The 12,603-nt window shown below is 45.6% G+C and carries 10 protein-coding genes; 4 read left to right on the forward strand and 6 right to left on the reverse strand.

Annotation, left to right across the window (positions count from 1 at the left end; all coding sequences use genetic code 11):
• The first annotated feature begins 10 nt into the window (after positions 1 to 10).
• The gene (locus tag TW84_RS13750; protein ID WP_045976207.1) at positions 11 to 889 is read left to right on the forward strand and encodes a U32 family peptidase; all 879 of its coding nucleotides are present in this window, start codon (positions 11 to 13) and stop codon (positions 887 to 889) included.
• A gap of 69 nt (positions 890 to 958) precedes the next feature.
• Here the strand turns inward: TW84_RS13750 and lysS are convergent, their stop codons facing one another.
• From lysS to brnQ, 3 genes are all read right to left on the reverse strand, one after another.
• Positions 959 to 2,476, reverse strand: coding sequence for a lysine--tRNA ligase (gene lysS, locus TW84_RS13755; RefSeq protein WP_006958058.1), 1,518 nt, complete (start codon positions 2,474 to 2,476; stop codon positions 959 to 961).
• 48 nt (positions 2,477 to 2,524) lie between these two features.
• Positions 2,525 to 3,623 (reverse strand): peptide chain release factor 2 gene (gene prfB / locus TW84_RS13760; protein WP_096000866.1). Its coding sequence is split into 2 segments (ribosomal slippage): positions 2,525 to 3,547 and positions 3,549 to 3,623, totalling 1,098 coding nucleotides; the frame shifts between segments, so codons are not numbered across the junction.
• A gap of 161 nt (positions 3,624 to 3,784) precedes the next feature.
• Entirely contained in the window at positions 3,785 to 5,098 is a 1,314-nt protein-coding gene (brnQ, locus tag TW84_RS13765; protein ID WP_045976208.1) for a branched-chain amino acid transport system II carrier protein, read from the reverse strand.
• A 304-nt stretch (positions 5,099 to 5,402) separates the two neighbouring features.
• Here brnQ and TW84_RS13770 point away from each other — a divergent pair, with 304 nt between their 5' ends.
• Positions 5,403 to 6,122, forward strand: coding sequence for a tRNA1(Val) (adenine(37)-N6)-methyltransferase (locus TW84_RS13770; RefSeq protein ID WP_045976209.1), 720 nt, complete (start codon positions 5,403 to 5,405; stop codon positions 6,120 to 6,122).
• A gap of 90 nt (positions 6,123 to 6,212) precedes the next feature.
• The gene (gene srmB, locus TW84_RS13775; protein ID WP_045976210.1) at positions 6,213 to 7,442 is read left to right on the forward strand and encodes an ATP-dependent RNA helicase SrmB; all 1,230 of its coding nucleotides are present in this window, start codon (positions 6,213 to 6,215) and stop codon (positions 7,440 to 7,442) included.
• Between the two features lie 454 nt (positions 7,443 to 7,896).
• On the opposite strand, the gene prfC is transcribed toward srmB, so the two are convergent.
• Positions 7,897 to 9,486 carry a peptide chain release factor 3 gene (prfC, locus tag TW84_RS13780; RefSeq protein ID WP_045976211.1) on the reverse strand — a complete coding sequence of 530 codons (1,590 nt, stop codon included), beginning with the start codon at positions 9,484 to 9,486 and terminating at the stop codon, positions 7,897 to 7,899.
• A 222-nt stretch (positions 9,487 to 9,708) separates the two neighbouring features.
• Here prfC and TW84_RS13785 point away from each other — a divergent pair, with 222 nt between their 5' ends.
• Positions 9,709 to 11,760, forward strand: coding sequence for a putative bifunctional diguanylate cyclase/phosphodiesterase (locus TW84_RS13785; protein WP_045976212.1), 2,052 nt, complete (start codon positions 9,709 to 9,711; stop codon positions 11,758 to 11,760).
• A gap of 1 nt (position 11,761) precedes the next feature.
• On the opposite strand, the gene rimI is transcribed toward TW84_RS13785, so the two are convergent.
• Complete coding sequence (gene rimI, locus TW84_RS13790; RefSeq protein WP_045976213.1) at positions 11,762 to 12,202, reverse strand: ribosomal protein S18-alanine N-acetyltransferase; 441 nt, start codon at positions 12,200 to 12,202, stop codon at positions 11,762 to 11,764.
• Position 12,203: 1 nt separating this feature from the next.
• Positions 12,204 to 12,602 carry a DNA polymerase III subunit psi gene (locus TW84_RS13795; protein WP_045976214.1) on the reverse strand — a complete coding sequence of 133 codons (399 nt, stop codon included), beginning with the start codon at positions 12,600 to 12,602 and terminating at the stop codon, positions 12,204 to 12,206.
• Position 12,603: the final 1 nt, after the last annotated feature.

Below are 12,603 nucleotides of genomic sequence, written 5' to 3' on the forward strand. Positions count from 1 at the left end.
GGAAAATACGATGAAATACGCCCTTGGCCCTCTCCTTTACTTCTGGCCTAAGCAAGATGTAGAAGAGTTTTATCTGCAAGCCGCATCGAGCGACGCCGACATCATTTATCTAGGTGAGAGTGTGTGTTCCAAACGTCGAGAAATGAAACCTGCACATTGGCTGGATATTGCGAGAGCGCTCAGCCAATCCGGCAAACAAGTCGTGCTATCCACCATGGCATTGCTTGAAGCGCCTAGTGAAGTCAATATCATGAAGAAGTACATTGATAATGGCGAATTTGCTATCGAAGCTAACGATGTCTCTGCCATACAGTTGGCTTCTAAACAGAAGATTCCATTTGTTGTCGGCCCTGCTGTGAATGTTTATAACGCACATACGCTGAAACTATTTGTTAAACAAGGCATGAGCCGATGGTGTATGCCAGTTGAGCTTTCCCGCGACTGGTTGGATAAAATAATGATGCAATCTGAAGAAATAGGGATTCGTGGACAGTTCGATGTTGAAGTTTTCAGCCATGGCTATTTGCCACTCGCCTATTCTGCGCGCTGCTTCACTGCTCGCGCTGAAAATAGAGCCAAAGACGATTGTGAAACTTGCTGTATCAAATACCCAACAGGTATAAAAGTCAGCAGTCAGGAAGGTCAACAAGTGTTTAATCTCAATGGTATTCAGACTCAATCAGGCTATTGCTACAACCTGATTAACGATTTGCCAAGTATGAGAGGATTGGTCGATGTCGTTCGTCTCAGCCCACTTGGCATCGAGACCCTTTCAGAGTTAAACCATTTTCGAGCTAACGAATTCGGACAAAGTCCGATGAACATTGAAAGCCGCCAATGTAACGGTTATTGGCATCAGATCGCAGGCCTGGAAGTGAAAAACCTCTGACCCTAGAGCCATAAAAAAGGCCGATACCACAGAGTGATATCGGCCTTTTCGCTGTTTTTACACTCGCTATTAAGCTTGTGGACGCATTGCTGGGAACAGAATCACGTCACGGATAGTGTGCGTGTTAGTAAACAGCATCGCTAGACGATCGATACCGATACCTTGACCTGCCGTTGGCGGTAAGCCGTGCTCAAGTGCTGTGATGTAGTCCGCATCGTAGTACATAGCTTCATCATCACCTGCATCTTTCGCATCAACCTGTGCTTTAAAGCGCGCATCTTGGTCTTCTGCATCGTTAAGCTCTGAGAAGCCATTCGCCACTTCACGACCACCGATGAAGAACTCGAAACGGTCTGTGAAGAATGGGTTGTCATCGCTGCGACGAGCAAGAGGAGAAATATCCGCTGGGTAACCAGTGATGAACGTTGGTTGAATTAGCTGAGGTTCAGCAGTCTCACCAAAGATCTCTTCTAGAAGCTGACCACATGTCCAGAACGTTTCTACTTCCACGTGTACCGATTTTGCGATAGCAACCATCTTGTCACGATTAGTAAGGTCTTGTTCTGTGAGCGCCTGGATCTCAGCGTGCTCTGGGTTGTAGTGTTTGATTGCTTCAAACATGCTCATGCGAGCGTACTTACCACCAAACTCAACTGTTTCGTCACCGTAAGGCATAGACGTTGAACCCAGAACGTCCATCGCAACTGTGCTTAGCATCTCTTCAGTCAGATCCATTAGGTCTTTGTAGTCAGAGTACGCTTGGTAGAATTCCATCATAGTGAACTCTGGGTTATGACGTGGCGATAGACCTTCGTTACGGAAGTTACGGTTGATCTCGAATACGCGGTCAAAACCGCCAACCACTAGACGCTTTAGGTAAAGCTCTGGAGCAACACGTAGGTACATGTCGATGTCTAGTGCGTTGTGGTGAGTGATGAATGGGCGAGCCGTTGCACCACCTGGGATAACGTGCATCATTGGCGTTTCAACTTCTAGGTAGCCTTTTGAGCTCATGAAGTTACGGATTGCCGATACAAGCTTAGAACGGATGATGAAAGCTTCACGTGAATCTTGGTTGACGATAAGGTCAACGTAACGCTGACGGTAACGCATCTCTTGGTCAGTCAGACCGTGGAATTTCTCTGGAAGTGGACGAAGTGCTTTCGTTAGCAACTCGTACGACTCCATGTTCACATAAAGGTCGCCTTTACCTGACTTGTGAAGAGCACCTTTCACACCGATGATGTCACCGATATCTAGGCCTTGGTATTTCTCTTTCAGCTCTTTTTGAACATCTTTCGCAGCGTAAGCTTGGATACGACCAGAGGTTTCTTGAATCGCTAGGAAAGGACCACGCTTAGCCATGACACGACCAGCGATTGCCACAACATGGTTTAGCTCTTCTAGCTCTTCTTTCGTCTTTTCACCGAATTCCGCTTGAAGATCGCCAGCTAGGTGCTCACGACGGAAGTCATTTGGGTGGCCGTTTGCTTTGCAGCTCTGACGGATATGATCCAGTTTAGCGCGGCGCTCAGCAATCAGCTTATTCTCTTCTTGTACATTGTCGTTTTGAACAGCATCAGTCATTTTGATGTATCCTGTCTTTCTTTATGAAAATAGTTTTCGGTGAAAAGCTTACAGGCCTGATTTCAGGCTAGCTTCGATAAATTTGTCTAGGTCGCCGTCAAGAACCGCTTGAGTGTTGCGATTTTCAACGCTAGTACGCAGATCTTTGATGCGTGAGTCATCCAGTACGTATGAACGTATCTGGCTACCCCAACCGATGTCTGACTTAGCGTCTTCATTGGCTTGCTTCTCTGCATTTTGCTTTTGAATCTCTAATTCAAATAGCTTCGCACGAAGCTGTTTCATCGCCTGATCTTTGTTCTTGTGCTGAGAACGATCATTCTGACACTGAACCACAGTATTGGTTGGAACGTGCGTAATACGTACCGCCGATTCCGTGGTGTTAACGTGCTGACCACCCGCACCAGATGCACGGTATACGTCAATACGTAGATCAGAAGGGTTAATGTCGATGTCGATGTTGTCATCAATCTCTGGGTAGATAAACGCAGAAGCAAACGATGTATGACGACGGCCACTTGAATCGAATGGCGATTTACGAACCAAGCGATGAACACCTGTTTCCGTACGTAGCCAACCATAAGCGTATTCGCCGGAGATCTTAACCGTTGCACCTTTCAGACCAGCAACTTCACCTTCAGAGACTTCGATCACTTCCGTCTTAAAGCCTTTTGCTTCAGCCCAACGTAAGTACATGCGTAGCATCATCGACGTCCAGTCCTGCGCTTCTGTACCACCAGAGCCTGACTGCAAATCGATGTAGCAGTCAGATGCATCATGGTCGCCAGAGAACATACGACGAAATTCTAGCTTTTCTAACTTAGCTTCAAGCTCAGCAAGCTCAGGTTCAATTTCATCAAAGGTTTCTTGATCTTCTTCTTCAACTGCAAGCTCTAGAAGGCCATCAACGTCCTCCACTCCTTGCTCAAGTTGGTCAATCGTTTCCACAACCGCTTCTAGCGCAGAACGTTCTTTACCTAGCGCTTGCGCACGTTCAGGCTCGTTCCACACATCCGGTTGTTCTAGTTCTGCGTTGACTTCTTCTAGACGCTCTTGTTTAGCGTCATAGTCAAAGATACCCCCTCAGGACATTGGTGCGCTCAGACACGTCCTTAAGGCGGTTTTTAATGGGATTGATTTCAAACATGTTTGCTCAACATTTATGAGTAGAATTTAACCGAAGAATTGTACTGAAAAGTGTGACGAAGATACAGGGATTTTTTGCATGGGAGCCTGAGAATAATACAACGAAAAATCCCCTGTCACACGAGGTATGACAGGGGATTATTATCCATGGTTTGTTTTAGCTCAAACCGTTTTTTTGGCTAACTCTGGTTGAGTCGGTTTTCCAACAAAGAACATGCAGAGTATCGCCGCAATAGTTGGTAGTAACCAACCCATACCAATATCAAACAGCGGTAACATACTCAGAGCAGATACATCAATGCCCGCTACTTTTGCTGCATCAATCAGAGCAAATAGAAGCGATACTAAAATAACCGTGCGATAAGCTAATTTAGGGCTTGGTAGTTTCTTGCGAACAAAGGTCAGTGCAACCAAAGCAATAGCGACTGGATATAGAGCAAAGAGCACAGGAACAGACAGAGTGATCAGTTGAGAAAGACCGACATTGGCAACCAAAGCACACGCTGCACCATTGATTAGAACCCAAGTTTTATAAGACATCGGTGTCAAAGAACTGAAGTAATCAGAACACGCTGAGATAATACCAATCGCGGTCGTCAAACACGCTAAAAGCACAATCACTGACAACACAATTTGACCATAAGGGCCGAAGAGAGATTGAACGTACACACTCAGAATCACACCACCATTGTCTGCGCCAGCAGCTACAGCCGCACTGGTTGCGCCGAGATAGAATAGCGATACGTATACAAACGCCAACCCTGCAGCGGCAACACACGCTGCTCTGATCAAGTATTTTGCAGTCGCTTTTTGGTCTGAAATCCCTTTTTGACGGAGTGCATCCACGATAAGCCCACCAAACATCAACGAGGCAAAAGTGTCCATCGTGTTATAGCCTTCGAGGAAGCCTTTTTGCAATGGGTGCGAAAGGTAATCACCGTTTGCCGCGATCATTTCCCCTTGAGGATCGATAAACACAGCAACAGCAAGCACAAGCAAACCTAAGAAAAGCACTGGAGTCAACACTTTACCGATAACATCAATCAGTTTGCCTTGTGACCAAGCAAATAGCATTGCCACAGCAAAAAATAGGATAGAGAAAACCGTTAAATGTGATTGTGCCGCCTCGACAAAAAAGGGTTTTACCGCCATTTCGTAAGCCACTAAACCTGTGCGTGGCGCGGCAAATGCAGGACCGATAATGATAAAGATCAATACAGCAATAGTCATCGCCACACGTTTAGGTAAATCTTTAGTAAGGTGATCCCAAGAGCCACCAGCAACGGCAATAGCAACGATAGTAATAAGAGGAAGACCTACCGCCGTTAAAAGAAACCCTGTCATCGCAGGAACGAGATTCTCACCTGCTAGCTGTCCTGCCAATGGCGGGAAGATAATGTTGCCCGCTCCAAGGAAGAAAGCGAAAAGCATAAAGCCTACCGCAATAATATCTGTTAATTTTAAAGTCTGATTCACAAGAGACCCTTAAATATTTTGATTGATGTTGTGCATGCTGGGCAATCCGAATTGGCTACCCAATCTATAAATTTGGAGGCGAATAATGACGAAACACACACCTAACCGCAAGCCTAGGGCAAAAAACACCATATAAATTTATGTATTAGCCAGAATACTAGTAGTTTAAACCACCACAATATTAATTATTAGCTTAATATATGGATCAATAAATCAAAAAAATGAAACACTGATAGAACAAAAGACCATACAAATATCCAACAAAAGACTTAATCACTCAATTAACAAACGTGTACAGAACAAAATGAAAAATACTCAATTCACGACAAAAGGCTTTTCATTCAAGCAGTTTAAAATTGCAGGTGGTCATTCAGGTATGCCTGTCAGTACCGATGGCGTCTTACTCGGTGCGTGGTGCGACATTAGACAAGCGAATACCATTTTGGATATTGGAACAGGTACAGGTTTGTTGGCTTTAATGTGTGCACAGCGCAACCCTGACTGTGTCATTGACGCGATAGACATTGATCAGCACGCTTTACAGGCTGCGAAAGAAAACTTCACCTCTTCTCCTTGGTCTTCCCGGCTGGCACTGCTGGAAGGCGACTTGCTCAACTTTCCATTCGAAACAAGCTATGACGCTATTGTATGTAACCCTCCTTATTTTAATTCAGGAGAGCACGCCCAAAACCAGCAACGAGCGACCGCAAGGCATACCTTAACCTTGAGCCACGAAGCTTTGCTTGAACGCTGTTTTAAGTTACTGAGCGCTGAGGGCCAGGCTTGGTTTGTCCTCCCAGAAGCAGAAGGACGTATGTTTATCTCCTTGGCAGAAACACTTGGTTGGCATCTAGCGGGTTTATGTGAAGTACAGCCAACAGCCAAGAAACCCGTTAGCCGCTTGCTGATTGAACTTAGCCAGCACCCATCAAACACCAAGATAGAAAAGTTGATAATTCAAAAGGATAATGGCTACAGCGATGAATTCGTCGCATTAACTAAAGCGTTTTATTTAAAGATGTAGAAATTAAGGTGTGATCCTTATCACCGAACCCTCTATAATGCTTCCCCTTAAATTTATCGTTCTCACTTACCAGCTTGTGGAGACACCAGAGTGATCAAAAATTTTGCTGAACTAGAGCTAGATGAAAACCTGCTCGTTGCCATCGAAGAAATGGGTTATACCCGCCCAACCCAGATCCAGGCCGAAGCAATTCCACAAGCTTTGGACGGTAGGGATATTCTCGCTTCTGCGCCAACTGGTACAGGCAAAACCGCCGCTTTTGTTCTGCCAGCTCTACAATACTTGCAGGACTTCCCGCGTCGTAAGCCTGGGCCGGCTCGTGTGCTTATCCTGACTCCTACTCGCGAGTTGGCAATGCAAGTCGCTGATCAGGCTCGTGAGCTCGCCAAAAACACTAATCTGAACATCTTCACCATCACTGGTGGTGTGCAGTATCAAGAACACGCCGATATTCTCGCTAAGACACAAGATATTGTTGTTGCAACGCCTGGTCGTTTGATGGAATACATCGAAGCGGAACGTTTTGACTGCCGTGCTATTGAATGGTTGATCCTTGATGAAGCGGATCGCATGCTCGATATGGGCTTTGGCCCGACAGTGGATCGCCTTTCTTCTGAATGTCGCTGGCGTAAACAAACGCTGCTCTTCTCTGCAACGCTAGAAGGCAAAGGCGTGGAAGGATTCACCGCAGATCTGCTTAAAGAACCTGCTGAGATCGACGCTGAGCCATCTCGCCGTGAACGTAAGAAAATTGCCCAGTGGTATCACCGTGCAGATGATATGAAGCATAAGCTGGCACTGTTGAAAACCATCATCAACGACCAAGCTGAGCGCTCTATTGTATTTCTGAAAACTCGTGAACGTTTAGCCGAGCTGCGCGTTGAGCTGGAAAAAGCGCAAATTCCTTGTGCATGGATCCAAGGTGAAATGCCGCAAGATCGTCGTAACAATGCCATTGCGCGTTTTCGTGACGGTACAGTAAACGTACTTCTGGCAACAGACGTCGCTGCCCGTGGTATCGACCTGCCAGATGTTAGCCATGTCATTAACTACGACATGCCACGCAGTGCAGACGTGTACCTCCACCGTATCGGCCGTACCGCCCGCGCAGGTAAAAAGGGCAATGCGATCTCTTTAGTTGAAGCTCATGACCAAACCATGATGGACCGTGTAGCTCGCTACGTAAAAGAAGAGATCAAAGAGCGCTTTATTAAAGAGCTTCGTCCGAAACACAAAAAGCCAGTGTTTAAGAAGAAGAAAAAAGACGACAAGAAAAAAACAGCTTCTAAAGGCAAAAAGAAAGTCGCCAAGAAGAAATAGCGGAAGAGCTAAAAAAATTTGGAGGGTTGATGTGAGAGCATCAACCCTTTTTGTTTGCGGCTAGTGATATAGGATGCGGGAGACGGGAACGGACTTCGTCCTATGGATAGCTGGAGAACTGGAGAACTGGAGAACTGGAGAACTGGAGAACTGGAGAACTAAGGTTGAGTTAGCACCTTAGAGAGTCAACTTCATTTTTCCCGAAGGGCGAAGCCCGATCCTGTTTTCCATAAGCGAAGCGTTCTATAGGACGAAGTCCGTTCTACTCCCCTAGACAAAAAAATGCCGCCTTAACTAGGGCAGCATTTATACAACTGAGGTTATCACTCCATCTTCAAAGCATTTGTTGTGAGAGCAAGGCGACAAGTAAACTCCGCCTTGGGAGCGCAGTCCACTACGTGACCAAGGTGAGTTTGCGCAGTCAACGCCGCTATCGCAGCAAAGGCGAAGAAGATTAGTGTTCGCGGGTTGCGCGGAACTCCACTTCTGGAAAACGCTCTTTCGCCAGATTTAAGTTAACCATAGTTGGAGCAATGTACGTCAGGTTATCGCCACCATCTAGGGCTAGGTTGGTTTGGTTCCTACGCTGGAACTCATCCAGTTTCTTACCATCTTCACATTCCACCCAACGTGCGGTTGCAACGTTAACGCTCTCATAAATCGCTTCAACGTTGTACTCGGCTTTTAAACGCGCAACGACGACGTCAAACTGAAGCACACCGACCGCACCAACAATTAGGTCATTGTTTTGTAGTGGACGGAATACCTGTACAGCCCCTTCTTCAGACAGCTGTACCAAACCTTTAAGCAACTGCTTTTGCTTCAATGGATCTCTCAGGCGAATACGACGGAATAGCTCAGGCGCAAAGTTTGGAATACCTGCAAATTTCAGTGCTTCACCTTGAGTGAAGGTGTCACCAATCTGAATAGTGCCGTGGTTGTGTAGACCAATGATATCGCCCGCGTAGGCATTTTCAGCGCGAGAGCGATCACCCGCCATAAAGGTTACCGCATCAGAGATATTGATCTGCTTGCCAAGGCGCACGTGGTTCATCTTCATACCCTGTGTGTAGGTACCAGATACAATACGCATGAAAGCAATACGGTCTCGGTGCTTGGGATCCATGTTGGCCTGAATCTTAAATACGAAGCCAGAGAATTTCTCTTCGTTCGCTTCCACTTGACGCTCATTCGCTTGACGCGGCATTGGCGCAGGCGCCCATTCCGTCAAACCATCCAACATATGGTCAACACCAAAGTTACCCAGTGCGGTACCAAAGTATACTGGCGTCAGTTCACCAGCAAGGAACAGCTCCTGATCAAACTCAGGGCATGCACCAATCACAAGCTCTAACTCTTCACGTAACTGTTCCGCTAACTCAGCGCCAACAGCTTCATCAAGTTCAGGGTTATCCAGCCCCTTCACCACCAGCTTGTCCTGAATGGTGTGGCCTTGACCTGTACTGTAGAGAATCGTTTCATCACGGTGAATGTGATAGACACCTTTAAACTCTTTGCCACATCCAATTGGCCAAGTAATCGGCGCACAGGAAATGTTTAGCTCACTTTCAACTTCATCCAATAACTCCATTGGGTCACGGATATCGCGGTCGAGTTTGTTCATGAAAGTGACGATAGGTGTATCACGAAGACGGGTAACTTCCATCAACTTACGTGTACGATCTTCAACACCTTTAGCGGCATCAATAACCATCAAACAAGAGTCAACCGCGGTCAAGGTACGGTAGGTATCTTCTGAGAAGTCCTCGTGCCCAGGAGTATCCAATAGGTTGACCAGACACTCGTTATAAGGGAACTGCATCACAGAAGTAGTTACCGAGATACCACGTTCTTTTTCCATTTCCATCCAGTCAGACTTCGCGTGCTGAGCAGAACCTCGACCTTTGACTGTCCCGGCCGTTTGGATTGCACGCCCGAAAAGTAATACTTTTTCAGTAATGGTGGTCTTACCCGCATCTGGGTGAGAAATGATAGCGAACGTTCTACGCTTAGAAACTTCGCCCGTAAATGCTGTATTTGACATCAAAAGGTCTTCTTCGGTCTGTAAGCTAGAATCTCATCACGAATCGTCATGACATATCACCTAGCAGATGGATTCGATATTGCGCTGTATTCTCGCTTATATTGCGCTTTGGAGCAACAGAGGCATATAAAACCTCGATAAATCACATCCAAACAAGATACAAATTAAAATATCAATAAATTTGGGCTATAACTAAAGGAGTAGAGGGAACCATAGAAAATTATGCCTGCGAGCAAAAAAATTAACTCATTAGCATTTAGACAAGCAAAGACTGTTTTTCTCGTATCCGTGATACTAGGGATCATATTCAGCTTGTATCAAATTTTGGTGGATCTTCATCAGGAACAAAAGCGGATTGAAGAACACTACCAATTTAAGCTACTGCAGAACTACTCCAACGCAAGTCAAGCTGCCTATCACTTGAATCAGCTCCTAGCGGAACAGGTGGCATCAAGCTTGATGATGGATGGTGCTATTTATCAGGTTTCGATTGTTGACGACTTTGGCGATACCTTGACCGAAAGAGAAAGAGGTGTGTCACTTGAAAGCTCGTTTACAGAGGCACTTTCACGCTATCTAACACCGACAACCCCAGTCTATAAAACCGAGTTACATCAACCCAATTCGCATGTTGTCGTCGGGACACTGAGTTTCTCGGTCAATGGCGCCAATATCGCCAAGGACTTTATCGCCAAAACCAGTCAAATACTGCTGTTTGACCTGTTCCGGAATATCTTGCTGACGACCATCTTATTGTTGTTCTTCTACCAAAAGCTCTCGAAGCCACTAGTGACGTTGATTGACTGGGTTCGCTCACTGCAAGATAAAAAAGCCGAAGTTCCGATGCCGAATCTGTATCGAGATGATGAACTCGGCCACTTGGCGAAAACCTTCCACAATTTATGGAAAGACAGAGAAGCGGCAGAAGCAAAACTGAACCAATTGGCTTATTACGATTCACTCACGGGCTTAGCCAACCGTAGTTTATTGCTGCAAATGCTCGAAGAAGCGATCGATAATGCCAACAAGACCAATACATCTGGTGTGCTTTTCTATCTCGATTTAGATCGCTTTAAAACAATTAACGATTCATTAGGCCACACCATTGGTGACCACCTTATCAAAGCGATCTCGAAACGCATGGAGGCATGGTTGGTCGAAGATTATACAGCCGCACGTATCGGAGGAGACGAGTTCGCTATCTTAATGCCATCGATATCGACTGACAAAGCCCATGAAACTGCTCAACAGCTTTTAGCATTGATCTCAAACCCTTACTCGATCGACGATCACTTACTTTACTGCACGACGAGTGTCGGTATTTCTGTGTTCCCCTCGGTCAACAGCACTAATATAGATGTATTGCGTCAGGCTGACACCGCACTCTATCGAGCTAAAGTGGCTGGTAGAAACAAGTACATGTTCTATGAACCAGAAATGCAGGCTCAGGTCGAATCATTTTTAGAGATAGAGAAAGGGCTTCATGAAGCACTCAACAAAGGACAGTTAGAGCTCTACTATCAACCTCAGGTAAATGGAGAACAACAGATTGTCGGTGTTGAAGCCTTGATTCGTTGGAACCATCCTGAAAAAGGCGTTTTGCCTCCCGGCGTATTTATGCCAATTGCCGAAGAAACCGGACAGATCTTACAAATTGGTAATTGGATTATTGAACAAGCGTGCTATCAATACTCGCGTTGGCGTAAACAAGGGGTGCTGCCTGATACGTTCCGTCGCCTTGCCATTAACATCAGCCCATTACAATTTTCACAGAACAGCTTTGTCGAGCATATACATGATGTGCTTGCCCAAGCTGATATTGATGGCGAGCATATAGAATTGGAGATTACTGAGAACCTGTTACTTGAAAACGTTGAAAGTGCGATACAGAAAATGAGCGAACTAAAGCAATACAACCTCAAAATTTCGATCGACGACTTTGGTACGGGCTATTCTTCGCTCAGATACTTAAAACACCTTGCCGCGGATGTGCTAAAAATAGATCGCTCTTTTGTAACTCAATTGCATTTGGATGAGAGTGATCAAGCTATCGTAGATACTATCATTATGACAGCTCAGAGATTGAACCTAGAAGTGATAGCTGAAGGCGTAGAAGATGCTAACGAACTCAATACGCTAAAGCAACTCGGTTGTGACCAGTTTCAGGGCTATCTGTTCGACAAGCCTCTACCAGCATCCGAGTTAATTTCTCGATTCGAAGCAAATTTCTACCCCGTTGAAGGCTCCCCCATCATCAAAGCAGTTCAAAAGTAGTTTACAAGAAGATGTAACTCATGATGATGGCGTCCTCTTTTCCTTCAGAAGTCGGATAGTAGTTACGACGCCGATCGACTTCATTGAACCCCGCTGACTCGTATAAGTGAGCAGCACGAGTATTGCTTTCCCTAACCTCTAACCAGGCACTTTCCGCTTTTCTTTGTTCACACAAGGCTAAAAACGATTCGATAAGCTGTTTGCCATATCCTTTACCTTGCAGAGCCGGATCCACAGCAATATTGAGCAGGGTGACTTCACCGATTATGTTCTGAGCATAAAAATACCCGACAACCTTATCATCATCGATGAGCACATGATGACACGCCCCTCTGCTTGTCACATCGCGAATCATTGTTTCTGTCCAAGGGTGCGTATGGGCTTGAATTTCTATTGAGTACACCGATTCTAGGTGAGTTTCAGCTAAAGGAAGTAACTTCATTTTATTTCAAAGCTTGAATCTGCTGCCAAAGCGCGCGTTTATGTTGTTGATTGCCCTCAATCTCACTCAGGTTTGGAGAATGAAGAGTTTTCTGGCCAAGATCCCTTTGCACCTCACAGCCTGCGAACCAGATCCATTCGACTTGAGTGGGTGTAAGTAGACTCAAGTATTCAGGGGCCAAATAGAGAGCATGTTCCAACTTCAAGTTCATTGTTTTTATAATGTTCTCAAACAGTATCGCAGTCGAACCCGAAGGTTGTTGAGGTGAAACCAAGAGGATTTTACAGTCTTCAGACAAAGTAATGCCTTCAACACTATAGCCATGTAACCTATCTGGATGGACCAGTTCATAGGCTTGTATCCCCATTTCATGTATATACGTAAGCTCTCGAGTCGACATA

It is taken from the genome of Vibrio neptunius (assembly GCF_000967495.1).
Classification (GTDB): Bacteria; Pseudomonadota; Gammaproteobacteria; order Enterobacterales; family Vibrionaceae; genus Vibrio; species Vibrio neptunius.

Excerpts from the sequence above, each read along its gene's own strand:
- lysS (WP_006958058.1), bottom strand. The coding sequence starts at position 2,476 with ATGACTGATGCTGTTCAAAACGACAATGTACAAGAAGAGAATAAGCTG.
- TW84_RS13770 (WP_045976209.1), top strand. The coding sequence starts at position 5,403 with ATGAAAAATACTCAATTCACGACAAAAGGCTTTTCATTCAAGCAGTTT.
- prfC (WP_045976211.1), bottom strand. The coding sequence starts at position 9,486 with ATGTCAAATACAGCATTTACGGGCGAAGTTTCTAAGCGTAGAACGTTC.
- rimI (WP_045976213.1), bottom strand. The coding sequence starts at position 12,202 with ATGAAGTTACTTCCTTTAGCTGAAACTCACCTAGAATCGGTGTACTCA.
- TW84_RS13795 (WP_045976214.1), bottom strand. The coding sequence starts at position 12,602 with ATGTCGACTCGAGAGCTTACGTATATACATGAAATGGGGATACAAGCC.
- TW84_RS13785 (WP_045976212.1), top strand. The coding sequence starts at position 9,709 with ATGCCTGCGAGCAAAAAAATTAACTCATTAGCATTTAGACAAGCAAAG.
- TW84_RS13750 (WP_045976207.1), top strand. The coding sequence starts at position 11 with ATGAAATACGCCCTTGGCCCTCTCCTTTACTTCTGGCCTAAGCAAGAT.